Origin of the sequence: Streptomyces sp. NPDC051921 (assembly GCF_040680975.1) — a bacterium.
In the GTDB taxonomy this organism is placed as follows: domain Bacteria; phylum Actinomycetota; class Actinomycetes; order Streptomycetales; family Streptomycetaceae; genus Streptomyces.
This window is the reverse complement of record NZ_JBFAXU010000005.1, coordinates 13,581-36,013: the sequence shown is the minus strand read 5'-3', so window position 1 is coordinate 36,013 and position 22,433 is coordinate 13,581. Positions and strand designations below refer to the sequence as shown.

At 74.3% G+C, this 22,433-nt stretch carries 27 protein-coding genes; 14 read left to right on the top strand and 13 right to left on the bottom strand.

The window, feature by feature from the left end; genetic code table 11:
• Positions 1-5: 5 nt before the first annotated feature.
• Genes AB0M16_RS08730 through AB0M16_RS08720 form a run of 3 tightly spaced genes read right to left on the bottom strand, consistent with a single transcriptional unit; the run spans position 6 to position 1,845 of the window.
• On the bottom strand, positions 6-776 hold the full coding sequence (locus AB0M16_RS08730; protein ID WP_365340749.1) for an SDR family oxidoreductase: 771 nt from the start codon (positions 774-776) through the stop codon (positions 6-8).
• Positions 776-1,021: a DUF397 domain-containing protein gene (locus AB0M16_RS08725; protein WP_365340329.1), complete on the bottom strand. Its 246-nt coding sequence runs from the start codon at positions 1,019-1,021 to the stop codon at positions 776-778. The genes AB0M16_RS08730 and AB0M16_RS08725 overlap by 1 nt, the downstream gene beginning before the upstream one ends.
• Positions 1,018-1,845 (bottom strand): helix-turn-helix transcriptional regulator, encoded by an 828-nt coding sequence (locus tag AB0M16_RS08720; protein WP_365340747.1) that lies wholly within the window; start codon positions 1,843-1,845, stop codon positions 1,018-1,020. Before AB0M16_RS08720 ends, AB0M16_RS08725 begins: the two co-directional genes overlap by 4 nt.
• A 129-nt stretch (positions 1,846-1,974) precedes the next feature.
• On the opposite strand from AB0M16_RS08720, the gene AB0M16_RS08715 reads away from it, so the two are divergent.
• Positions 1,975-2,409 carry an ATP-binding protein gene (locus tag AB0M16_RS08715; protein ID WP_365340327.1) on the top strand — a complete coding sequence of 145 codons (435 nt, stop codon included), beginning with the start codon at positions 1,975-1,977 and terminating at the stop codon, positions 2,407-2,409.
• A 9-nt stretch (positions 2,410-2,418) separates the two neighbouring features.
• Here the strand turns inward: AB0M16_RS08715 and AB0M16_RS08710 are convergent, their stop codons facing one another.
• Positions 2,419-2,820 carry a Rid family hydrolase gene (locus tag AB0M16_RS08710; protein ID WP_365340325.1) on the bottom strand — a complete coding sequence of 134 codons (402 nt, stop codon included), beginning with the start codon at positions 2,818-2,820 and terminating at the stop codon, positions 2,419-2,421.
• Between the two features lie 104 nt (positions 2,821-2,924).
• Here AB0M16_RS08710 and AB0M16_RS08705 point away from each other — a divergent pair, with 104 nt between their 5' ends.
• From AB0M16_RS08705 to AB0M16_RS08690, 4 genes are all read left to right on the top strand, one after another.
• Positions 2,925-3,902, top strand: coding sequence for a WYL domain-containing protein (locus tag AB0M16_RS08705; RefSeq protein WP_365340323.1), 978 nt, complete (start codon positions 2,925-2,927; stop codon positions 3,900-3,902).
• 175 nt (positions 3,903-4,077) lie between these two features.
• Entirely contained in the window at positions 4,078-4,770 is a 693-nt protein-coding gene (locus AB0M16_RS08700; RefSeq protein WP_365340321.1) for a DUF4232 domain-containing protein, read from the top strand.
• A 50-nt stretch (positions 4,771-4,820) separates the two neighbouring features.
• Positions 4,821-5,462 (top strand): GNAT family protein, encoded by a 642-nt coding sequence (locus AB0M16_RS08695; protein WP_365340319.1) that lies wholly within the window; start codon positions 4,821-4,823, stop codon positions 5,460-5,462.
• A 155-nt stretch (positions 5,463-5,617) separates the two neighbouring features.
• Positions 5,618-6,367 (top strand): NAD(P)H-binding protein, encoded by a 750-nt coding sequence (locus tag AB0M16_RS08690; protein WP_365340317.1) that lies wholly within the window; start codon positions 5,618-5,620, stop codon positions 6,365-6,367.
• 31 nt (positions 6,368-6,398) lie between these two features.
• On the opposite strand, the gene AB0M16_RS08685 is transcribed toward AB0M16_RS08690, so the two are convergent.
• Together AB0M16_RS08685 and AB0M16_RS08680 are read right to left on the bottom strand one after the other, a co-directional pair.
• Positions 6,399-7,433 carry an NAD(P)-dependent alcohol dehydrogenase gene (locus tag AB0M16_RS08685; RefSeq protein ID WP_365340314.1) on the bottom strand — a complete coding sequence of 345 codons (1,035 nt, stop codon included), beginning with the start codon at positions 7,431-7,433 and terminating at the stop codon, positions 6,399-6,401.
• Between the two features lie 3 nt (positions 7,434-7,436).
• Positions 7,437-7,931, bottom strand: coding sequence for a nuclear transport factor 2 family protein (locus tag AB0M16_RS08680; RefSeq protein ID WP_365340312.1), 495 nt, complete (start codon positions 7,929-7,931; stop codon positions 7,437-7,439).
• A gap of 100 nt (positions 7,932-8,031) precedes the next feature.
• Between AB0M16_RS08680 and AB0M16_RS08675 the strand changes: the two genes are divergently transcribed.
• A complete protein-coding gene (locus AB0M16_RS08675) occupies positions 8,032-8,598 on the top strand; it encodes a TetR/AcrR family transcriptional regulator (RefSeq protein ID WP_365340310.1) in 567 nt (188 codons plus the stop codon).
• Positions 8,599-8,706: 108 nt separating this feature from the next.
• Here the strand turns inward: AB0M16_RS08675 and AB0M16_RS08670 are convergent, their stop codons facing one another.
• From AB0M16_RS08670 to AB0M16_RS08660, 3 genes are all read right to left on the bottom strand, one after another.
• Positions 8,707-9,060, bottom strand: coding sequence for a hypothetical protein (locus AB0M16_RS08670; protein WP_365340308.1), 354 nt, complete (start codon positions 9,058-9,060; stop codon positions 8,707-8,709).
• Between the two features lie 378 nt (positions 9,061-9,438).
• Positions 9,439-9,852, bottom strand: coding sequence for a VOC family protein (locus AB0M16_RS08665; RefSeq protein ID WP_365340306.1), 414 nt, complete (start codon positions 9,850-9,852; stop codon positions 9,439-9,441).
• Positions 9,853-9,956: 104 nt separating this feature from the next.
• Positions 9,957-10,529 (bottom strand): GNAT family N-acetyltransferase, encoded by a 573-nt coding sequence (locus AB0M16_RS08660; RefSeq protein WP_365340304.1) that lies wholly within the window; start codon positions 10,527-10,529, stop codon positions 9,957-9,959.
• Between the two features lie 351 nt (positions 10,530-10,880).
• Between AB0M16_RS08660 and AB0M16_RS08655 the strand changes: the two genes are divergently transcribed.
• Both AB0M16_RS08655 and AB0M16_RS08650 read left to right on the top strand, forming a co-directional pair.
• A complete protein-coding gene (locus tag AB0M16_RS08655) occupies positions 10,881-11,543 on the top strand; it encodes a nucleoside/nucleotide kinase family protein (RefSeq protein WP_365340302.1) in 663 nt (220 codons plus the stop codon).
• 39 nt (positions 11,544-11,582) lie between these two features.
• Positions 11,583-12,149 carry an isochorismatase family protein gene (locus AB0M16_RS08650; RefSeq protein WP_365340300.1) on the top strand — a complete coding sequence of 189 codons (567 nt, stop codon included), beginning with the start codon at positions 11,583-11,585 and terminating at the stop codon, positions 12,147-12,149.
• Here AB0M16_RS08650 and AB0M16_RS08645 read toward each other — a convergent pair.
• Positions 12,136-12,945: a hypothetical protein gene (locus tag AB0M16_RS08645; RefSeq protein WP_365340298.1), complete on the bottom strand. Its 810-nt coding sequence runs from the start codon at positions 12,943-12,945 to the stop codon at positions 12,136-12,138. The genes AB0M16_RS08650 and AB0M16_RS08645 overlap by 14 nt on opposite strands.
• Positions 12,946-13,032: 87 nt before the next feature.
• Between AB0M16_RS08645 and AB0M16_RS08640 the strand changes: the two genes are divergently transcribed.
• Genes AB0M16_RS08640 through AB0M16_RS08625 form a run of 4 tightly spaced genes read left to right on the top strand, consistent with a single transcriptional unit; the run spans position 13,033 to position 16,669 of the window.
• On the top strand, positions 13,033-13,566 hold the full coding sequence (locus AB0M16_RS08640; protein ID WP_365340296.1) for a tetratricopeptide repeat protein: 534 nt from the start codon (positions 13,033-13,035) through the stop codon (positions 13,564-13,566).
• Between the two features lie 4 nt (positions 13,567-13,570).
• Complete coding sequence (locus AB0M16_RS08635) at positions 13,571-14,461, top strand: LysR family transcriptional regulator (protein ID WP_365340295.1); 891 nt, start codon at positions 13,571-13,573, stop codon at positions 14,459-14,461.
• Between the two features lie 53 nt (positions 14,462-14,514).
• A complete protein-coding gene (locus AB0M16_RS08630) occupies positions 14,515-15,477 on the top strand; it encodes a hypothetical protein (protein WP_365340293.1) in 963 nt (320 codons plus the stop codon).
• A gap of 58 nt (positions 15,478-15,535) precedes the next feature.
• Positions 15,536-16,669 (top strand): aminopeptidase P family protein, encoded by a 1,134-nt coding sequence (locus AB0M16_RS08625; RefSeq protein WP_365340291.1) that lies wholly within the window; start codon positions 15,536-15,538, stop codon positions 16,667-16,669.
• Between the two features lie 191 nt (positions 16,670-16,860).
• On the opposite strand, the gene treZ is transcribed toward AB0M16_RS08625, so the two are convergent.
• Together treZ and AB0M16_RS08615 are read right to left on the bottom strand one after the other, a co-directional pair.
• On the bottom strand, positions 16,861-18,612 hold the full coding sequence (treZ, locus tag AB0M16_RS08620; protein WP_365340289.1) for a malto-oligosyltrehalose trehalohydrolase: 1,752 nt from the start codon (positions 18,610-18,612) through the stop codon (positions 16,861-16,863).
• Positions 18,613-18,707: 95 nt separating this feature from the next.
• Positions 18,708-19,679, bottom strand: a complete 972-nt coding sequence (locus tag AB0M16_RS08615; RefSeq protein ID WP_365340287.1) for a GNAT family N-acetyltransferase — start codon at positions 19,677-19,679, stop codon at positions 18,708-18,710.
• A 118-nt stretch (positions 19,680-19,797) separates the two neighbouring features.
• On the opposite strand from AB0M16_RS08615, the gene AB0M16_RS08610 reads away from it, so the two are divergent.
• Together AB0M16_RS08610 and AB0M16_RS08605 are read left to right on the top strand one after the other, a co-directional pair.
• Positions 19,798-20,355, top strand: a complete 558-nt coding sequence (locus tag AB0M16_RS08610) for a DUF1707 and FHA domain-containing protein (RefSeq protein WP_365340285.1) — start codon at positions 19,798-19,800, stop codon at positions 20,353-20,355.
• A 400-nt stretch (positions 20,356-20,755) separates the two neighbouring features.
• On the top strand, positions 20,756-21,796 hold the full coding sequence (locus tag AB0M16_RS08605; RefSeq protein ID WP_365340283.1) for a cytochrome P450: 1,041 nt from the start codon (positions 20,756-20,758) through the stop codon (positions 21,794-21,796).
• Between the two features lie 31 nt (positions 21,797-21,827).
• On the opposite strand, the gene AB0M16_RS08600 is transcribed toward AB0M16_RS08605, so the two are convergent.
• Complete coding sequence (locus tag AB0M16_RS08600) at positions 21,828-22,304, bottom strand: SsgA family sporulation/cell division regulator (RefSeq protein ID WP_365340281.1); 477 nt, start codon at positions 22,302-22,304, stop codon at positions 21,828-21,830.
• Positions 22,305-22,433: the final 129 nt, after the last annotated feature.

The following is a 22,433-nucleotide window of genomic DNA, read 5'->3' as shown; positions in this document are numbered from 1 at the left end:
CCCTCTCAGTGGACGGACAGGCCGCCGTCCACGAAGACCGCCTGCCCCGTCACGTACGCGGAGGCCCGGCTCGCCAGGAACACGGCGGCCCCCTCGAAGTCCTCGGCGAGCCCGTTGCGCCCGACCATCGTGCGCGCGGCGAGCTCGGCGACCCTCGCCGGGTCGGACGAGAGCCGCTCGTTGAGCGGGGTCATCACGAAGCCCGGCACGAGGGTGTTGACGGTGACCCCGTACGGCGACCAGGCCTCGGCCTGCGACCGCGCGAGCGACTCCAGCGCGCCCTTCGACACCCCGTACGCGCCCGACTGGACGAACGCCCGGTGCGCCTGCTGCGAGGTCACGTGGATGATCCGCCCGAATCCGCGCTCGGCCATACCGGGCCCGAAGCGCTGCCCGAGCAGGAACGGGGCCTCCAGGTTCACGGCCATCGTCCGGTCCCAGACCTCGTCGGAGAGGTCGGACATCGGCGGACGCAGGTTGATCCCGGCGGAGTTGACGAGGATGTCCGGCTCGCCGTGGACGGCGGCGGCCTGCTCGGCGGCCGCCCGGATGCCCTCCCGGGTCCCGAGGTCGCCACTCACCCAGGCCGCCGTCGCGCCGAGCTCGGTCAGCTCGTCGACGGCGGCCTTCAGCTCGGCCTCGCGCCGCGCGACGATCACGACCTTCGCCCCGGCCCGGGCCAGGGCCCGGGCGATGGCCTTGCCGATCCCCGAACTGCCGCCGGTGACGAGGGCGGTGCGGCCGGAGAGGGAGAACAGGTCGTCCAGGTAGGCCATTACAGCCGCTCGCACGTCGCGACGAACGCGCCCCAGACGGCGGGCGCGAGCGCCAGCTGCGCGTCCTCGGGGCGCTTGGAGTCGCGGACGTGGACGGTGGTGGGGCAGGAGGCGACCTCGACGCAGTCGTCGCCGGATCCGCCGCTGTAGCTCGACTTGCGCCAGGAGAGGGCCACTTCGACGCAGTCGCCGTCGCCGCCGCTGCTGTAGCTGCTCTTGAACCAGGCCAGGTCAGTGGTGCTCATGTCGCTCCTCGCATCTGCCGCAACAGGCTCTGGGAGTCTTCCAGGGTAAGAGCCTGTGAGCGCATCCTGGCATACCGCATCTGGAGCATGCCGACGACTTTGGCGTCGGCGATCAGCAGCCCGCTCTCCTGCCCCTCGCAGTACCCGTACCAGCGGTTCTCCGGCGTCTCCAGCAAGCGCATCGGCCCATCCAGCCCCGCGTGATGCCCCCGCCCCTGCTCCATCACCTGGATCTCGATGTTGCGCCGCTCGGACATCTTGAGGATGTGGTCGATCTGCGCGCGGTGCACCTCGGGCCCGCCCGTCCTCCTGCGGAGCACGTGCTCCTCGACGATGAAGCTGTAGGCGGTGTTGGGGCGTTCGCTGAGCAGTTGGTGACGTCCCATGCGGGCGCTGAGCTTCTCCTCGACCTCCCCGTCCCCGAGCGGCGGCAACTGATGCTCGAACAAGGTCCTGGCGTACTGCTCGACCTGTAACAGCCCCGGCACCAGCCGGTTCTCGTACGTGTACAGGCACAGCGCCGTGGCCTCCAGGCGGGCCCAGCGCTGGAACCAACTGGCGAGCCCCGGTTGCCGCGACAGGTGCTTCGCCGCCGCCCGCACCACCCCGAACGCGTCCAGCAGCGACTCCGCCCGGTCCACGAACGTCGGCGACGGGAATCGCCGCCCCTGCTCGACCGAGGCGATCGTCTCCCTCGAATACCGCACCTGCGCGGCGAACTCCTCCTGGGTGAGCCCCGCCCGCTTGCGGAACGCCTTGACCACCTCCCCGAAGGCCTTGAGGCTGTCCGAGGTCTCGGGTTCCGCGATTCCGTCCGTCGTCATCACGCGCACCTCCCACCCCGCATGGTCACGCGCCGTGATGAGTACTGTCCACCCTCCGCACTCGTACGCTCACGCAGCGTACGAGTTTCTGACCTGGGAACCCGCCCCCGGCGCCGCCACATTGGCCCCATGACCACCCAGCAGACCCGGCCAGAGCCGGTCACCGTACGTGTGTTCACCCAGCGCTTCAGCTCGACCCCGCGCGGCGCCCGGCTCGCCCGGCGGCTGGCCCTCCACCAGCTCGACCGGTGGGGCGTCCCGCACGGCGGGGCCGTGTCCGACGCCGCCGCGCAGATCGTCGCGGAGCTCGCCGCGAACGCCGCCACCCATGGTCGCGTCCCCGGCCGGGACTTCGAGCTGACCCTCTCGTACCGACCGGAACGGAACCTGCGCATCGACGTCTCCGACACGCGTACGGAACGCCGCCCCGGCCTCGTCCGGCCGGCGGCCCCGCTCGCCGACACCGGGCGGGGCCTCCTCCTCGTCGACGCGCTCGCGGCCCGCTGGGAGATCCTCGACCGCCTTCCCGTCGGGAAGACGGTGCGGGCCGAACTCGACCTCTAGGAAGGCGGGTCAGGGCCGGGCGGCCAGGGCCTCGACCTCGAACAGCATGTCGGGCGTCGCCAGGCTCGCGACGCCGACGAGGGTCTGCGTGGGCGGTCGCGTACCCCAGATCTCCCGTACCGCCCCGGCGATCGGCCCGAGTTTGGCTCCGTCGTGGTTCACCACGTACGTCCTGAGCCGGACGACGTGGCCGAGGTCGAGACCGTGGGCGGCGAGGGCCACGCCGATGTTGTGGAAGGTCCGCTTCACCTGCTCGGCGAAGTCGGCCGAGACGACCGCGCCGTCCGGGTCCGACCCGTACTGACCCGAGACGAGCACGAGTTCCGTGCCTGCGGGGACGGCGGCGGTGTGGCTGTAGCCGAACGGGACCGGGTCGTGCAGACCTTCCGGATTGACCAGGGTGTGTGCCATGCGGGTCACCTCTCGTGTGCGACGTGCTGCGTGGTGCCGTGTCGTGCTGAAGCCTCGCAACGCATCACGACAACCTGTGTCATGTATTCCGGTAGCGTTCCGGCGTGCGTGCCGATCGACTGGTCTCCCTGGTGCTGCTGCTGCGGCAGCACGGCAGGCTGTCCGCGGCGGCCCTGGCCCGCGAACTCGAGGTGTCCACCCGCACCGTGCTGCGCGACATCGACGCGCTGTCGTCCGCCGGTGTCCCGGTCTACGCCGAACGCGGTCGGCACGGCGGGTTCGCGCTGCTGCCCGGCTTCCGGACCGAGCTCACCGGACTGAACCACGACGAGGCACTGGCCCTCCTGGTCGCCGGGTCGCGGCGCGGGGCGCAGGCGTTCGGCCTCGGTTCGGCGCTCGCCTCGGCGATGCTCAAGGTGGTCGACGCGCTGCCCGAGAGCTATCGGGACACCGCCGCCGGCGCGGCCCAGCGCCTGCTCATCGAACCGGAGACCGACCTCCTCTCGCGCCGCCTGGTCACCGAGGAGGTGCCTGACGCCGTCGTGGCCGAGGTGCTGCGCGCGGTGTTCGCCGGACACAAGCTGCGGATCCACTACGCGGCGGTGGACCAGGGCCCGAAGTGGCGCACCGTGGACCCGATCGGCCTGGTCACCGTGCGGGACCAGGGCTACCTGCTGGCCACGAGGTCCGGCGCGGACCGCACGTACCGGATCTCGCGCATCCTCGCCGCCGAGGAACTCGACGAACCGGCCGAGCGCCCGGAGCGGGTCGACCTGGACCGGGCCTGGCAGGAGCGCGGCACACGGTTCCGCACCGGCGGCGACGACCAGGTCACCGTGCTGGTGCGGCTGGACCCGGAGCGGCGGGAGGAGCTGGTGGGCACCGCGGTGGCCGTCCTCACGGAGGAGGCCGACCCCGACGGCCGACTGCGGCTGGAGGTGACCTTCCAGGACCGGCGGCACGCCGAATGGGCGCTGTGGCGGCTCGCCACGGGCGCGGAGGCCCTGGCCCCGCCGTGGTTGCGCGACTCCCTGCGCAACCGCGCCACGGCGACGGCCCGTTGCTACGGGGCGTCGTCCTGAGCGGTGCCGCCGGCCACGCGGCCGTACGCACCCGGAATCGCCCGCTCCCTGTCCCCCGTCGGTAACAGAACGACACGGCGCGCATGGTGGGGCCGACGGCAGGTACAGACTTTCTCCGAAGGCGGCGGGCGAGAGTGGCGAGCGGCCGCCTGCGGTCGACCACGGGGGATACGACATGAAGAGTCACTGGAAGTCCTGTGCCATGGGCGCCGCGGTGGTCGCCGCGCTGCTCGGGGCCACGGCGTGCGAGCCCAGCGCGTCCGACGGTTCGGGGGAGGGCTCGCCCTCGGCCCGGCCGAGCGCGACCGGCACGCCGAGCGCGACCGGCACGCCGAGCGCGACGGGCCCGGCGAAGCCGAGCACCTCGGCCGACCCCGGCGCGAACGGGGGGACCGGCGGAAGCGGCGCCAGTGGCGGCGCCGTCGCCGCCTGCACCGCCGAAGACCTCGGGGTCTCGGCCGTGAAGGAGCCCGCGAACAGCAAGGAGGCCAGGCACCTCCTCATCACCGTCCAGAACGCCGGCAGCAAGAAGTGCGACCTCTACCGCTTCCCGTACGTGCGTCTCGGTGCGGACGCACGGACCACGGTCCCCGTCATCGAGGCCAGCGATCCGGACCCGGGGAGGCCCGTCACCCTCGCTCCGGGCGAGGAGGCCCACGCCGCACTGCTCGTCGCCGGCGGCGCCAGGGACGAGTACGAGGCGAAGAGCATCACCCTCACCCTCCAGGGCAGGAAGGCCGGCACCAAGGCGAGCAAGCCGATCGACGTCCCGATGCCCGTCGCCACGCTGTACGCGGACGACGGTCAGCTGGTCACCTACTGGACCACCGCCGAGGGCATGGCCCTGGACTTCGTCATGTCGAAGTGAGGGGCCGAAAACGGCGTGCGGTGCGTGAACCGCCTGTGGAGACTGGCCGGATGCTGATCGACCACTGGCCCCTGTTCGGCCTGCGCGTGAAGACACCCCGGCTGGAGATGCGGCTTCCGTCCGAGGAGGAGCTCGCGGCCGTGGCCGACGTCGCGGCCGGCGGTGTCCACGAGCCCGGTGCCCGGCCGTTCCTGACGCCGTGGACCGACCTTCCGCCCGCCGAGCGCGCCCGACACGTGATCCAACTGCACTGGAGCCGGCTCGGCCGGTGGACGCCCGAGGACTGGGCGCTGAACCTCGTGGTCTTCCACGAGGGCCGGCCGATCGGCATCCAGGACATGCGGGCCCAGGAGTTCCGCGTACGGCGCGAGATCGTCTCGGGCTCCTGGCTCGGGGTCGCGCACCACGGCCGCGGTCTCGGCACCGAGATGCGGGCCGCGATGCTGCACCTGGCCTTCGCCGAACTCGGCGCGGTCTCGGCGACGTCGCTGTCCTTCACCGACAACCCCTCGTCGATGAGCGTGTCGCGACGACTCGGCTACCGCCCCGACGGCATCACCCGTGACGTGCTGCACGGCGAGGTCGTCGAGTCGCAGCGCTTCCGGCTCTCCCGGGAGGACTGGGAGCGGGTGCGGCGGCCCGAGGTCGCCGTGAGCGGGCTCGCGGGGTGCGGGGAACTCTTCGGCGCGTGACGCCGCGGCCGGGGTGCGGATGCCGGTGAAGCGGGACAAGCTGGTCCTCGCGGGGCGACGGTCCGCCCCGATGTCACATTCCCGCGCGCTCGCCGGTCCTGGCCGGTGACGGGCGCTCCACCCGGGGCCCCGCGTACCGAAAGGACACGACCGCGATGACCACGATCCTGGTGACCGGCGGCACCGGCACCCTCGGCCGGCTCGTCACGGCGCGGCTGCGCGCGGACGGGCACGACGTGCGCGTGCTGAGCCGGCACGCCCAGCCGTACGCCGTCGACCTGCGCGAGGGAGGGCCGGGCCTCGACGCGGCCCTGGACGGCGTGGACACCGTCGTGCACTGCGCCAGCACCCCGCGCGGCGGCGACGAGCGGGCGGCCCGGCACCTGGTCGAGGCGGCCCGCCGCGCGGGCGTGGGGCACCTGGTGTACATCTCCATCGTCGGTGTCGACCGGGTGCCCTTCGGCTACTACAAGGCCAAGCTGGCCGTCGAGCGGATCATCGAGGAGTCGGGGCTCGGCTGGACGGTCCTGCGCACGACCCAGTTCCACGACCTCGTCCTGCAGGTGATGGAGTACGCGGCGAAGCTCCCCGTCATGCCGCTCCCCGCGGGCGTCTGCGACCAGCCGATCGACGTCGGCGAGGTCGCCGACCGGTTGTGCGCCCTCGCCGCCGGGGACCCGGCGGGGCGCGTCGCCGACATGGGCGGTCCCGAGGTCCGCACCTTTCCCGATCTGGCCCGCGCCTACCTCCGTGCGAGCGGCCGCCGCCGCGGCCTGCTGAACGTGCCCCTGGCGGGGCGGGCCTACCGGGCCTTCCGCGAGGGCGGCCACCTGACGCCGGAGCGGGCGGAGGGCCGGATCACCTTCGAGGAGTACCTGTCGAGCCGGCCGGGGGCGCGGGTCTGAGGCGTCGGCGGCAGCGGCAGCCCCCGGGGGTTCAGGCGCGGCCGCCCTCCATGCCGATCACCACCTTTCCGAACGAGGCTCCGGAGGCGTAGTGCCGGAACGCCTCGGGGGCTTCGTCGAACGGGAAGGTCCGGTCCAGGACCGGGCGGATCCGGTCCCGCTCGACGACCTTGTTCATCGCCAGGAACTGCGCGCGACTGCCGACGGCCAGCGCGCGCACGGTGGCCCCGGAGCCGAACAGGACGCGCGGGTCGAGCGGCGGCGCCGCGTCGGAGACGAACCCGACGCAGGCGACGTGGCCCGCCACCCGTACCGCCCTGAGCGAGGCGTCGAGCGAACCGGCGACATCGACGACGCGGTCGGCGCCCTGGCCGTCCGTCAGTTCCCTGACGACGTCGTGCCAGTCGGGCGTCGCCCGGTAGTCGATCACCTCGTCCGCGCCGAGTTCGGTCAGGCGCTCGGCCTTGGCCGGGCTGCTGGTGGTGGCGATCACGCGGGCCCCGAGGGCCTTGCCGAACTGGAGGGCGAACAGGGACACGCCGCCGGAGCCGAGGGTGACGAGCGTCTGCCCGGGGCGCAGCCCGCCCCCTCCGCCCTCCCCGTCGCCCGTCAGGGCGTTCCAGGCGGTGACGGCGGCGACGGGGAGCGTGGCGGCCTCCTCGTACGACAGGTGCCCGGGGACCGGGACCAGGGCGGTCTCGTGGAGCAGGGCGAACTCGGTGAGCATGCCGTCCAGCGAGCCGCCGAGCTGAGCCAGGTGCCGGAGCCCGAAGGGGCCGTCCTGCCAGCTCGGGAACACCGAGGCCGCCACGCGCTCCCCGACCCGTACCGAGGAGACGCCGGGGCCGACCGCGACCACCTCTCCGGCGCCGTCCGCCAGCGGGACGACGTCGGGCTTCACGGGGAGGACGTAGGTGCCGCGGAGGACCAGCAGGTCGCGGTAGCTCAACGAGGCCGCGCGCACGGCCACCAGGACCTGGCCGGGGCCGGGGGAGGGGACGGCCGGGTGCTCGCGGAGCGCGAGGCCGCCGATGCCGGCGCCGCTGTCGACGTGGTAGCTGCGCATGGATCAGGCTCCGTTCGAGGCGGTGCCGGCGTGGGCGCGGGCGTCGGTGGAGGTTCCGCTGCCGGCGTCGGCGTCGGTGGCCAGGGGGACCTCGCCGCCCGTCTTGCTGTAGCCGAGGGCCTCGACGATGAGGCCGTTCTCGTCGAGCCGCATGAGGTTGACGCCGAGCACGTGGTCGAGGGGGCCGGGGCCGAAGGTGTAGCGCCAGAAGATCGTCGCGCGGTCGCCCGCGACGACGACCTCGTCGGGCCGGAACCGGGAGCTCGGGTCGGACGCGAGCGTGCGCCAGAAGGCGAGGCAGTCCTCGCGTCCCTCGACGCGCTCGCCCTCGGGCGCGGGGCGGGCCGCCACCATGACGCAGTCCTCGGCGACGAGGTCGTCGAGGAGGGTGGGGTCGTGGTCGACGAAGGCCCGGTTGAAACGGTCCATGACGGCGGCGGTGACGGTGTCGATGGTGGTGGCGGCGCTGCCGGTGGTGGCGGTGACGAACGATGTCACGATCCTGCTCCTATGAGATAGAACGGTCGGTCTACTCGTTGCGATGCCTGGAATATATAGACCGGTTGATCTACTCGTCAACGGTTGGCAGACTGACGCCATGAGCACCCGCACCGGACCAGGCCCGCGCGACCGACTGCTCGACGCGGCGCAGCGGCTGACGTACCAACAGGGCGTCGGCGTGGGCGTCGACACGCTCCTGAAGGAGGCGAACGTCGCCCGCCGGTCCCTGTACGAGCACTTCGGGGGCAAGGACGGCCTGATCGCGGAGGTGCTGCGGCGCAGCGCCGACGAGGACGGGGCAGCGTACGTACGGACCATGGGCGCGGCGGGCGACGACCCGCGGCGGCGGCTGCTGGCGGTCTTCGACGAGCTGGGGCGCATCGTCGCCGCCCCGGGCTTCCGGGGCTGCCGCTACCTCGCCGCGGACCTGGCCCTCGCGGACCCGGACCACCCCGGGCACGCGGTCACCCGGGCGTACCGCGAGCACGTGACCGGCCTCTTCGAGGCCGAGCTCGTCCGCCTCGGCCACCCCCGGCCGGCCCGCGCCGCCACCCAGCTCCTCGTGCTCGTCGACGGCGCCCTGGCGGTCGGCGCCACCCGCCCGGACGCGGACCCGGTCGACGGTGCACGGGAACTTGCGGAGAAGATCCTGGCGGAGGCCTGACGCAGTGACACCGGCCGCCGGGCCTGACGCCGTGCCGGGCCTGACGCCGCGCTGGGCTGACGACGTCGCCCGTCGGCCTGTCGGGCCGGCTGTCGTCGGCCCGGCGGCTCAGTGGAACTCGTGGACGACCTCGATCGTGCCCACGACGTGCGCGTTGAACTCGTCGAGTTCCTCGGCCGGCACCCACAGCTCCAGGATCGTCCGGCCGCCGGCCTGCCGGACGGGGTACCGCCCCAGGAATCCGGTCTCGACCTCGAAGCGCGTCACGAAGCCGACCCCGCTGTGCGGGACGTTCCACTCGCGCGCGATCCGGATCGCGTAGTCCTCGTCGAGCACCGGATAGAAGATCGGCTGCTCGGGCATCCGCGCCGGCCACGCCCGCCACTCCGCCGCCCGCACGAGCTCCAACTCCTCGGGCCCGGTGGGGCGCCAGAGGGTGGTCGTCGCAGGTCGGCCGGTCATGGCTGCGCTCTTTCTCGCGGGGTGCGGGGTGCGGGGTGCGGGGTTCGGGCGGCGACCTTACGCGGCCACGCGGCGCGGGGCGAGGCCTTTTCGCCCTCGGACGGCCCGGGCCCGCACGTGCCGTGCGTCGACCTCGCCGTCCGCGCCCGGCCCGGCGTGACGAGCTCGCCGAGCGCGGGACCGGTGACCGGCCTCGGCGGCGCGTCAGCTCGAGAGGCGGGCTTCGATGCCGTCGAGCAGGAACTCGAGGCCCGTCCGGAAGGTGTGGTCGGCGTCCAGGTGGGCGGAGTCGCGTAAGGGGCCGACGGGAAGCCCGTGGTCGTGGTGCTCGGCGTGGTCGGGAGCGCGGTCGTCTCGTGGCGACCGGCGCGGTCGCGGTCAGGCGTCGGCGGGTTGGAGGAGGTCCCAGCGGTTGCCGTAGAGGTCCTCGAAGACGACGACCGAGCCGTAAGGCTCATGTCGCGGCTCCTCCAGGAACGTGACCCCGGCGGCGGTCATGCGGGCGTGGTCGCGGGCGAAGTCGTCGGTGTACAGGAAGAAGCCGACCCGGCCGCCCGTCTGGGCGCCGACGGCCGCGGTCTGCGCCTCGCCCTTCGCCCGGGCGAGCAGCAGCCCGGTGCCCTGACCGCCGCGCGGGCGCACGACGACCCAGCGGCTGCCGTCGCCGCGGTCGGTGTCCTCGACGAGCTCGAAGCCGAGGGCGCGGGTGTAGAAGTCGATCGCCTCGTCGTAGTCACGGACGACGAGGGTGACCAGGGCGAGGACGGGGAGCTTCTTCGGGGTGCCGGGCATGAGGGCAAGGTAATACGTATGACGGGTGCCGTGCCAGCGGACGCGCGGGCGCGGGATCGCCCGGCCGTACCCCCGGTCGCGGAGCTGGCCCTCCGCCCCTTCCCTCAGCGCAGGTCCAGCCGCATGAGGATCCGCGGATGCCCCGCCAGCACCGACGTCGTGTCCGCCGCGTGCACGAAGCCCGCGCGTTCGAAGTTCTTGCGGAGGCCCGCGTACGCCATCGTCAGGTCGACCTTCGCGTCCCCGTTGTCCAGCGGGTACGCCTCGACGGCCGGGGCGCCGTGGGTGCGGGCGAAGTCGACGGCGCCGGCGATCAGGGCGTGGGAGATGCCCTGCTTCCGGTGGCCGGGGCGGACGCGGATGCACCACAGGGACCAGACCGGCAGGTCGTCGACGTGGGGGATCTTGCGGTTGCGGGCGAAGGACGTGTCCGCGCGGGGCGCCACGGCCGCCCAGCCGACCGGCTCGTCGCCGTCGTAGGCGAGCACCCCGGGCGGGGGGTCCGCGCGGCACAGCTCGGCGACGTACTCGCCTCGGGCCGGTCCGACGAGGGACCTGTTGAGCTTGGACGGGATCCGGTAGCTCAGGCAGAAACAGACGCTCGCCGTGGGCGACTTCGGGCCGATGGCGGCGCGGACGTCCTCGAAGACCGAGGCCGGGCGGACTTCGATGCTCATGCCCCCACGATGTCACGACCGGCCTGCCGCGTGCCCGTGGTATCCGGATGCCAGGGCCGCTCGGTGCCCGGGCGTCGGCGCGGTCGGGCTGCTCGCGTTTCCCGTGCCCGCCCCGCCGGCGTGCCCCCATCGTGCGACGGCCGGTCCGCGTGCTGGTGTCGTGCGCACGGCCGGTCCGCGTGCTGGTGTCGTGCGCACGGCCGATCCGAATGCTGGTGTCGTGCGCACGGCCGGTCCACGTGCCCCCATCGTGCGACGGCCGGTCCGCTCGTCACCACCCCCCGGTGTTCACCGGGAAGTACTGCCCCCGCGCCCCTCCCGTTCACCTGCCCCGGTGGGACAATGCCCCCCATGGACGCGCGGGAACTGGATCTCCTCGCCGAGCGGGCGCGTGCGCTCGTCGCCGACGGGGAGGGGGACGGGGGCGTGGCCGGCGTGGCCGGCGGGCGGCGTCGGGTGCTCGGGATCGCCGGGCCGCCCGGGGCCGGGAAGTCCACGCTCGCCGCCCGGCTCACCGCCCGCCTGGACGGCCTCGCCGTGCTCGTACCGATGGACGGTTTCCATCTGGCCCAGGCCGAGCTGGAGCGGCTCGGCCGCGCCGGGCGCAAGGGCGCGCCCGACACCTTCGACGCGGCCGGCTACACCGCCCTCCTCGTCCGGCTGCGCGCCGCCGAGCCGGGCGTCACCGTCTACGCGCCCGCTTTCGACCGCGCCCTGGAGGAGCCCGTCGCCGGAGCGATACCCGTGCCGCCCGGCGTCCCGCTCGTCATCACCGAGGGGAACTACCTGCTGCACGAGGAGGGCGCCTGGGCCGGCGTGCTTCCCCTGCTCGACGAGGCCTGGTACCTCGACCTCGACGACCGCCGCCGGGTCCCCCGGCTCGTCGCCCGGCACGTGCGCTTCGGCAAGGACCCGGCGCACGCGGCGCGCTGGGTCGCCGACTCCGACGAGGCCAACGCCCGTCTGGTGGCGCGGAGTCGGGACCGCGCGCACCTCGTCGTGCGGATGAGCTGAAGCCGCCTGCGGAGGGGCCGGAGCCGCTAGCGTGCGCTCATGACCCACGCCCCGGCGCTCCTCGTCATCGACATGCAGAACGCCCTCGCCGCGATCGCCCACCGCTCCGCCGAGACCGTCGCCGTGATCGCCGGCCTCCGCTCCCGGGCCCGCGCCGCCGGCGTCCCCGTCATCACCGTCCAGCACCATGGCGGCGGCCTCGAATCCGGCACCGACGCCTGGCGGATCGTGCCCGAACTCGCCCCGGCGGAGGGCGAGCCGGTCGTCGGCAAGACCAGCGCCGACAGCTTCCTCGACACCGAACTGGCCGCCACCCTCGACGCGCTGGGCACCACCGAGCTCCTCGTCACCGGCTTCGCCACCGAGATCTGCGTCGACACCACCGCCCGCCAGGCGCTCAGCCGCCGCTACGACCTCGTGCTCGTCGCCGACGGGCACACCACCTCCGTACGGGAGGAGCCGGGCGGCCCCTACGCCGAGCCCGACGCGTCCGTCGCCCACCACAACGAGATCTTCCGTCACCTGGACTTCCCTGGCCGCAGCATCCGCGTCCTGTCCGCCGCCGACGTGGACTTCGGCCCGCCGGCGGGGGTCACGCCGGTGTGAGCACCTCGGGCGCGAGAGCGGCCTGCGCGGCCGCCGCCCGCGCCAGCGCCCGGACGACCGGGTGGGGGCGGGTGCCGTCGCCCGCCAGCTCCGGCTGGAAGAGGGTCGCCATGAAGAAGGGGTGCCCGGGGAGCTCCAGGACGCGGATCTGGCCGTCCTCGTCCGCGCCCGTGAACCGCATCCCGTGCGCCCGCAGCGTGTCCAGATGGCGGCTGTCGGGGCCGTAGTTGCAGTGGTAGCGCTCGGTCGTCCGCTCGGCGCCCAGGACCGACTCCGCGAGCGAGCCGGGCGTCACCCGCACCGCGCCCTCGTGGCCGACGAGCGAGCAGGCGAGCGGGGCGATGAGCAGGTCGCCGGCGTCGGCCGCCGGGTCGTTCTCGGCGTGCGCGGCGCGGGTCAGGCCGCAGACGCCCCGCGCGTACTCGATCATGGCGTGCTGGAAGCCCGCGCAGGTCCCGAGGAACGGGATCCCGTCCTCGCGGGCCGTGCGGACCGCGGCCAGCGCGCCCGCCTCGCTCGCGTACGGACTGCCCGGGATCAGCCACACCGCGTCGAAGCCCTTGACGGCGCCCGGCTGCTCCGCGTCGTCGCTCGGGATCCAGTACGCGTCGAGGACGAGCCCGTCCCGCTCGGCCAGCGCGTCGAGCAGCAGCGGGATCCGGACATGGGACTTCACGTGCGGGGAGCGGTCGCCGACCAGGGCGATCCGGGGGACGCGGGCCGCGGTGCGGGCGGTCGTACCGGTCGCAGGAGCGGGCGTCGTACGGGAGGCGGGGTGCGTGTTCATGGCGACCATCCTTCGCGGACCCGCCCGTTCACGTCCAACGATGATCCCTGCACTCTCCATCACCAACGCTTATCCCGATCTCGATAGGCTGCCGCCATGACCTCCAGCGAATCCCCCGACTGGGAGCAGCACCTCGCCGCCGCCTGGGCCGACCTCGACACCTACGAGGACCCCGCCGCGTTCCGCGCCCGCATCGCCGAACTCGCCGCCGAGCGGCCCGCCGACGACCCCGTCGGCCTCTTCGAGCTGGGCGCCGCCCACGACTCCACCGGCGAGCCCGAGCAGGCCGTCCGCCTCTACCGGCGGGCCCTCGACGGCGGCCTCACCGGGCTGCGCCGCCGGCGCGCCGTCATCCAGCTCGCCAGCAGCCTGCGCAACCTCGGCCGCCCCGACCAGAGCGTCGAACTCCTCACCGAGGAGCGGGCGATCCCCGCCGAGCGGCTCGACGCCGACGAGACCGCCCTGACGGCCGCCGTCGACGCCTTCCTCGCGCTCGCCCTCGCCGACACCGGCCGCGACCGGGAGGCCCTCGCGCTGGCGCTCGGCGCCCTCTCCCCGCTGCTGCCCCGCTACAACCGGTCCCTCGCCCACTACGCCAAGGACCTCCTGAAGACCCCGCAGGGCTCCTGAGCCGGTGGACCCGCACCTGCTCCGCACGTACGTCGCCGTCGCCCGGCTCGCCTCCTTCTCGGAGGCGGCCCGCGACCTCGGCTACACGCAGTCCGCCGTCTCCCAGCACATCGCCGCCCTGGAGGCCGACCTCGGCCTGCCGCTGCTCTCCCGCAGACCCGTCGCCCCCACCCCGGCCGGGGAGCGGCTGCTCGAACACGCCGGTTCGCTGCTGCTGCGGCTCGACGCGGCCCGCGCCGACCTCGCCCGGTTCGCCTCCGCGCCCCGGGACACCCTCACCCTCGCCGCCGCCCCGCTCGCCCTCCACCCCGAGGTCCTCGCCGCGCTGCCCGCCGCCGGCGTCACGCTGCGCACCCTGCACCGCGACGAGATCCCCACGGCCGTCGCCGTCGGCGAGGCCGACCTCGGGCTCGTCGACGGCGTCACGGCGCCCAGCGACCCGCTGCGGCTCCCCGACGTCGCGCCGCTCACCGCCCGGCCGGTCGCCGAGGAACCCCTCGCCGTCGTCCTGCCGGTCGGCCACCCCCTCGCCGGGCGCACCGGTCTCGACCTCGCCGACCTCGTGGACGCCCGCTGGCTCGACGCCCCGGGCGCCGGCCTCCCGCTCGACCGGCTGCGCGCCGTCCACGGCGGCCCGGCCGGGAACGGCTTCCGCGCCGCCCTGCGCTACGAGGGCACCGACGCCCGTGTCCTCGCCACGCTGGCCGCCGCGGGACACGGCCTCGCCCTGCTGCCGGCCTTCGCCGTCGCGGGCGTCCCCGGCGCGGTGCCCGTCCCGCTGGCCGCTCCCCGGCTCGTGCACCGCACCGAGCTCCTCCACACCGGCGCCGAACCGGCCGGGCCGGCGGCCGAGTTCACCCGCCGACTGGCCACCCGCCCGACGGCCGGTCGCTAACCTGGCCCACGCGGGGGAACGACGGCGGGAACGGCGACGAAAGGCGGGACGACGTGGGGTGGTTCCGGCGAGGGCCCAGGCGGGACGACGAGGACGCGCCGCGGGACCCGGCGTTCACGTACTTCTCGGAGCGCGAGGCCGCCCTCTTCCGCGGCCGGGTCCGCGCGGCCTTCGCGGAACAGGGCCTCGAAGTCACCGTCTACGCCGACTCCGTGACCGACGACTCCGCACGTCGCTTCGGCCTCGGCAACCTGGCCGCCGTCTGCCACCAGGACCCGCGCGGCACCCGCATCTGGCCCCAGCTGATCTCCCGCCACGTGCGACTCGTGGTCCGCGCCCTCGACGGGCCCTCCGCCCTCGACACCCTCCCGCCCGAGCAGATCCGCGCCCAGCTCTATCCGCGGGTCGTCAGCGGCGAGGGCATCGACCCCGGCACCTTCGCCTACGCGCGCACCGTCGCACCCGGGCTCTACGAGGTCCTCGCCCTCGACCTGCCGGAGAGCGTCATGACGCTCACCGACGACGCCCTGGAACGGCTCGGCGACCCGGTCCGGCTGCGCGAGCGCGCCCTGCACAACCTGCGCGACCTGCCCGTCGAGGGGCACGAGACCGTCAAGGACGCCGACGGCATGCGCTTCGAGGTCATCCTCGGCGACTCCTTCTACACCGCGAGCCGGGTCCTCGACCTCGACGCCGTCGTCCGCCGCGTCACCGGCCGGCCGCTCACCGAGGACGGCGCCCTCGTCGCCATGCCGTTCCGGCACCAGCTCGCCTTCCACCCGATCCGCGACACCACCATCGTGCCCGCGCTCGGCGCGATGGCCTCCTTCGCCGCCTCCGGCTACGAGGACACGCCCGGCGCCATCAGCCCGTACGTCTTCTGGTGGCGGGCCGGCACGCTCACCCAGCTCAGTGAGCACGGCGAGGAGGACGGACAGCTGCGGATCGTCGTCGGCGACGAGTTCCAGGACCTCCTGGAACGGCTCATCGTGCGGCACCCCGACGGCCGCGACTGACGGGTCGCGCCCCCGGCGGGCGCCGGGCAGGATGGCGTACGTCGAGGAGGAGACCCCCATGCCCGAGAGCACCGCACCCGCCCCCTTCACCGCCGAGGACTACCGGGCCCGGATGGCCCGCGCCGCCGACTCCGCCGCCGCGGCGGGCCTCGCCGGCGTCCTCGTCGCGCCCGGCCCCGACCTGGTCTATCTCACCGGCTACCAGCCCACCGCGATCACCGAGCGGCTGACCGTCCTCGTCGTCGCCCCCGGGCGGGACCCCGTCCTCGTCGTGCCCACGCTGGAGGCCCCGGACGCCGAGAGGGCCGCGGGCGCCGCCGCGCTCAGCCTGCGCGACTGGACCGACGGCAAGGACCCGTACGCGGTGACGGCCCCGCTGCTCGACGCCGCGGGGCGCTTCGGTGTCAGCGACAACGCCTGGGCCATGCACCTGCTCGGTCTCCAGCAGGCCCTGCCGAACTCCTCGTACGTCTCGCTCACCGAGGCCCTGCCGATGCTCCGCGCCGTCAAGGACGCGCACGAGCTCGCCCGGATCGCCGCCGCGGGCGCCGCTGCCGACCAGGCGTACGCCGAGATCTTGAAGGTCCGCTTCGCCGGCCGCAAGGAGACCGACGTGGCCGCCGACCTGGCCACGCTGCTCCTGGACTTCGGCCACTCCCAGGTCGACTTCACCGTCGTCGGCTCCGGCCCCAACGGCGCCAACCCGCACCACGAGGCCGGCGACCGGGTCATCGAGCACGGCGACATGGTCGTCCTCGACTTCGGCGGCCTCAAGCACGGCTACGGCTCCGACACCACGCGCACGGTGCACGTGGGTCAGCCGACGGACGAGGAGCGGCGCGTCCACGAGCTCGTGCGGGAGGCGCAGCAGGCCGGCTTCGAGGCGGTACGGGACGGGGCCGCCTGCCAGGACGTGGACCGCGCGGCCCGCAAGGTCATCACGGACGCGGGTTACGGCGAGTACTTCATCCACCGCACCGGCCACGGCATCGGCGTCACCACCCACGAGCCCCCGTACATGATCGAGGGGGAGCGGCGCCCGATCGTGCCCGGCATGTGCTTCTCCATCGAACCGGGCGTCTACCTGCCCGGCCGCTTCGGCGTCCGCATCGAGGACATCGTGACGCTGACCGAGGACGGCACCGGCCGGCGCTTCAACAACACCTCGCGGGAGATGGCGATCGTCGAGTAGCCGCCCCGGTCCGTCCGCGCGGGGCTCGTCCGTCCGCACGGGGCTCGTCCGTCCGCGCGGGGCTCGTCCGTCCGCGCGGCCGGGCCGGGGGCCTCTCCTGCGCCCAGGGGGGCTCTCTGTCGTCCCGCGGCCCTTCCTCCGTCCTGCGGGTTCGCGGCTCGCTCGCCGGCCCCTGCTCCGTGCGGCGGCCCTCAGCCGTCCGTCAGGACGACCGCCGACTCCGCGGGCAGCCGCAGCAGACCGTCCCGGCCGGGCGCCTCCGTCGGCTCCCACGCGGCGAGCACCCGGTCGCGCCCGTTGGAGCCGAGCGCGATGTCGGCCGGCTCCTTGCCCAGGTTCACCGCGACGCGGATGTAACCGCGCCGGAACACCAGCCAGCGGGCCTCCTCGTCGTACGCCACCTTCACCCCGGCCAGATCCGGGTCGGTGAGGTCCGGCTGGGTGCGGCGCAGCGCGATCAGCTCCCGGTGCCAGGCGAGCAGGCGCTTGTGCGGGTCGCGTTCGCGTTCGCTGCGGTCCAGGACCGACCGGTCCCGGGTGGCCTGTTCCTGTGGGTCGGGCACGTCCTCCTCGGCCCAGCCGTGGGCGGCGAACTCCCGGCGCCGGCCGCGGCGTACCGCCTCGGCGAGCTCCGGGTCGGTGTGGTCGGTGAAGTACATCCAGGGCGTGCGCGCCCCCCACTCCTCGCCCATGAACAGCATCGGCACCGAGGGCCCGGTCAGGACCAGGGCCGCCGCGCAGGCGAGGAGACCGGGGGAGAGGGTGGCCGAAAGACGGTCGCCCGTCGCCCGGTTGCCGATCTGGTCGTGGGTCTGCGCGTAGCCGAGGAAGCGGTGCGCGGGGGTGCGCTCGCGGTCCACCGGGCGCCCGTGGCGCCGGCCGCGGAAGCTGGACCAGGTGCCGTCGTGGAAGAAGACCCGGGTGAGGGTCTTGGCGAGCGCGGCCATCGGCGCGCGTGCGAAGTCCGCGTAGTAGCCCTGGGACTCGCCGGTCAGCGCGGTGTGCAGCGCGTGGTGGAAGTCGTCGTTCCACTGGGCGTGGACGCCGAGCCCGCCCACCGCGCGCGGGGTGGTGGTGCGCGGGTCGCCGAGATCGGACTCGGCGATCAGGAAGTGCTGCCGGCCCTGCTCCCGGGCCAGCGCGTCGACGGCCGCCGACAGCTCCTCCAGGAAGGTCAACGCCCGGGTGTCGGCGAGCGCGTGCACCGCGTCCAGCCGCAGCCCGTCGACCCGGTAGTCCCGCAGCCAGGCCAGGGCGCTGCCCAGGAAGTACGCCCGGACCTCGTCCGAGCCGGGCGCGTCCAGGTTCACCGCCGCGCCCCACGGCGTGTGATGGGTCTCGGTGAAGTACGGCCCGAAGACCGGCAGATGGTTGCCGTCCGGACCGAGGTGGTTGTGCACCACGTCGAGGACCACGCCCAGACCGAGCCCGTGCGCCGTGTCCACGAACCGCTTGAGCGCCTCGGGTCCCCCGTACGGCTCGTGCACCGCCCAGGGCGCGACGCCGTCGTAGCCCCAGCCGTTCACGCCGGGGAACGGGCACAGCGGCATCAGCTCCACATGGGTGATGCCGAGGCCCGCGAGCTCGCCGAGCCGCTTCGCCGCCGCGTCGAGGGTGCCCTCGGGGGTGAAGGTCCCCACGTGCAGCTCGTACAGGACGCCGCTGCGCAGCCGCAGCCGAGGGGTCTCGTGGCGCCAGGCGTACGCGTCCTGGTCGACGACCGCGGCGAGGCCGTCGGGGCCGTCCGGGAGCCGGCGGGCGCGGGGATCGGGCAGCAGGGGCCCGTCGTCGAGGGCGAAGCCGTAGCGGTCGCCGTCGGCGGCGGGGACGACGCCCGCCCACCAGCCGGGACGCTGGGCGTCCCGCTCCAGCGGATGCCGGACGCCGTTCAGCTCCAGCGTCACGCGGTCACGGGCGTGCGGCGCCCATACCTCGAACAGCACGCGAAGTCCCCTCGTCGAGGGCGCGTGGACATCGGATCCAGCTCCTGGACCCGATGCCCGTGCGCCTGGACACGGCTACGGGACCATCCTGGCAGTCAGTCGCCCGGCGTGCCCGGCGCGTCCCACACGAAGTTGATCGCCCGCTCGAAGTCGACGTAACCGGCCCGGGCGAAGGATTTCGCCATCGGCACGTTCCCGACGTCGGTCGCCGCCCGGATCCGCTGCACGTCCTGGCCGGCGAGCACCCGGGTGCCCTCGGCCAGGATGTCGTCGATGTAGCCGTGGCCGCGGTGGGCGGGCAGCACGCCGATGTACGCGATGATCGGGTGGTAGTTGTTGCGTGCGGGGACGACGAAGCCGACCGGCTCCCCGGTCTCCGGCAGCTCGGCGATCCGCCACCACTCACGCGGCGTGCGGTAGTGCGCGAGCTCCTCGTCGTAGTGCTGCTCGGCCGCCTCGCGCGGCGAGAGCCCGGAGGCCAGATCGGCCTGCCCGTGGGCGTCGAGGGTGCCCTCCATCACCGGGGTCATCAGCGCGAGCAGGTCCTCGCGGTCCCGGACCGGCCGGAAGGCCAGGCGGTCGCCCGGCGGGGCGACCGGGGTGCCCGGTCGCCACTCCAGGCGCAGCCGCTCGACCAGCGGGCGGGCGCCCGAGGCCTCCAGGACCCCGAAGAGCGTCTCCAGACGGGCGCGGGTCGCCGGCACCTCGCGCCAGTCCGCCGGCATGAAGCGCCCGAACTCGGGGCGCGCGCCGTCCCCGAGGACCGCGGCGGACGCGGTCTCCAGGAGGTGGAGGCCGGTCCGCGCGGCCTCCTCGGCGGCCAGTTCCGGATCCAGGTCGAAGAAGTCCAGGGCCTGCGGCTCGGCACCGGCCCGGGAGGTCCACCAGGAGACCCGGCCGAGGAGCCGGTCGCCGCGCAGCGCCACCCACATCCACTCCGGGCGGCGGCGGCCGGTGGCGAGGTCGTCCTCGAGCTCGTGATCGAGGACGTAGTCGAGACGGTTGAACAGATCGAGCTCCTGCGGTCCGGTGAGCGGCCGGACGACGAGCGCAGGTTCAGCGGTCATATAAGGGTTCCCCCAGGTAGTCGAAGGGGCAGACCGTAGCAATGATCACGCCAGAGGGCACCCGAGTTGTCGGGGCCCTTCTGGACACCCCGGCCCTTTCCGGCCGACAATCACCGATGTGACGACCCCTTACGAGCTCCCGGCCAACCCGCCGGACTCCCCTCGGCTGACCGACGCCGAGCGGGAGCGCGCGCTCGCGGTCCTCCGCGAGGGCGCGGCCCAGGGACGTCTGTCGCACGACACCTTCCTCTTCCGGATGGAGCGCGCGCTCGTCGCCCGCCGCTCCGACGAACTCGCCCTGCTCACCGCCGATCTCGCGACCGAGTCGACGTGGACGCGGAAGGTGGTGAGCGCGGTCGAGAAGATGTCCGCGTTCACGGCCAAGCTGGGCCGGGCCTGGCAGGCCGAACGGCTGCCGAAGCTGCTGCTCCCGCAGCCGGGCCCGTACCCGCTGCGGATCGGGCGCGATCCGGTGAACGGGCTGCGGCTCAGCCACGAGACGGTCTCCCGGCTGCACGCGGAGCTGTCCCAGCAGGGCGGTCTCTGGGTGCTGCGCGACCTCGGGTCCACCAACGGCACGACGGTGAACGGGCGCCGGGTCACGGGCGCGGTGGTCGTACGGGCGGGGGACGCGGTGTCCTTCGGCCAGATGGCGTTCCGGCTCTCCCTCAACTGACCCGGGTCCGACGGGTGAGGGCCCCGCACGGCGAAACCTCCCGGACCGCGCGGTCCTGCGGTCCTGCACCCTCGGGTCCTGCACTCTTGCGTCCTGCACCCTTGGGTCCTGCACCGTTCGGTCCTGCCATTCGGTCCGTCCCTGCGCCCGGCGCCCTGAGGGCCCGCAGTCCTGCACCCTGCGCCCCGGCGCCCCGGCGCAGTGAGGGCCCGCAGTCCTGCACCCTGCGGTCCTGCACCCTGAGGTCCAGCGGTCTTCGCCCGGCGCCGGCGGCCCGGCCCGTCCGGAGTGGCGCACCTTCGCCTCCTGGAATCACCCGTTCGGCGGTATACCTGCTGCGACCGGTTCCTTCCGGTGGTGGGCTGAGGAGACGCGCGCCGCTGACCGACGAGGGGGCGAGATGAGCGACGAGCAGAATCAGACGCCGCGCCACGCACCGGGGCGGGACCCCTGGGCCACGCTGCCCACCATGGCACCGGCCTGGAGCCGGGCGGCGACCGCCGCCGCGGACCGCACGGTGCGCCGGATCGCGCCCAGCCCGCTGGAGCCGGGCGCCACCCGTGATCCGTACGGCACCTACCGGGTGCTGCGGGAGGAGTTCCCGCTCACCCACGACCCGCTGCTCCGGGCCTGGGTGCTCAGCCGTTACGCGGACGTGGCGGGCGCCCTCACCGACGCCCGGTTCACCCACGGCCACCGGCCCGGCGACCCGCCGTGCGCCCAGATCCACTCCGACTTCGACGACGCCGACGAGGCCGAACTGCGGGCCGTCGCCGAACGCACCGCGTTCGTCCTCGCCCGCCGGCTCGCCGACCGTCCACGGGCCGACCTGGTCGCCGACTTCTGCCACTGGCTGCCCGCCGGCACCGTCGCCGCCGCCGTCGGCGTCCCCTACCGGGACATGATGCGCCTGGTACGCGGCCGGGCCGCCTCTGCGCTCGCCGGGCAGTGCACGGCCCAGATCGCCGTACGCGAGAAGGCCCTGGCCGGCTTCCTCGCCGATGTCCTCGCCGACCCCGACCAGGTCGCCGCCCTCCGTAACGCGCCCTCCGGTCTCGTCGCCCGCGCCTGGGCGGAGTCCCTGCGCCGCGAGCCCCCGGTCCAGATCGTCATGCGCCGCACCCGCGGCGAGATCAGGGTCTCCGGCGGCACCGTCCCCGCGGGCGCCCCGGTGGCCCTGCTCATCGGCGCCGCGGGCCGGGACCCCGAACGCTTCCGCGACCCGGACCGCTACGACCCGCTGCGCGACGACCTCGACCAGCTCACCTACGGCACCGGCCCCTGCCCTGCCGTCACCCTCGCGGGCCTGGAGGCCGAGTACGCCCTGCGCGCCCTCTTCCAGGCCATGCCCCGCCTCCGCCTCGCCGACGGCTTCCTCCCGGAGCGCACGGGCGTGATCACCCGCGCACCCCGCAGCCTGCTCGTCCGACCGGGCGGATAGGGCCCGCCCGACGGCTCACGCCCCGACGCCCCTAGTCCTCCGGCAACCCCGGTGCGACCCCCGGACCTATGTGCGCGGCCTCGGCGGCCCAGTCGATCCGCGTCGCCTCCGTCCCGGACGGCACCGCGTGCAAGGTCGCCGACAGCCAGCTGCGCAGCGCGGTCCGGTCCACGTCGACGAGGACCGGAACCCCCGTGCCGCCGAGGCGTATCCGCAGTCGGCCCTTGCGGCCGCCGACCCGCAGGGGCCACAGCTGCACGTCGCCCTCCCCGCACGGGGTCCGGGTCCCGGCGTGCAGCAGCTCACGGGAGAGCGTCCAGTCGACCGTCCCGCCGACCTGCCCGAAGGAGACCAGGACGGCCCAGGGATCGTCGGGGTCGTAGGAGAACGTCACCTCGATCGGGAACTCCAGGTCCGCGTACACCCGCCGCCCCGTCGTCCGCCAGGGGCCGACCAGGGGTGCCGCCGTGCCTCCGGCGCGGTCGTCACGTCGCCGCGGTTCGGACATGTCGCTCTCCCTTCTCCGCCTGCACTCGCCTCCTGAGCGCGTAACCGCTGTCGCCGGACCTATGCGTGCCCGACCGGCGACGGCCGAAATGCGTGTGCGGCGGGGCGCGGGCGCCTGCGAGCATGCCCG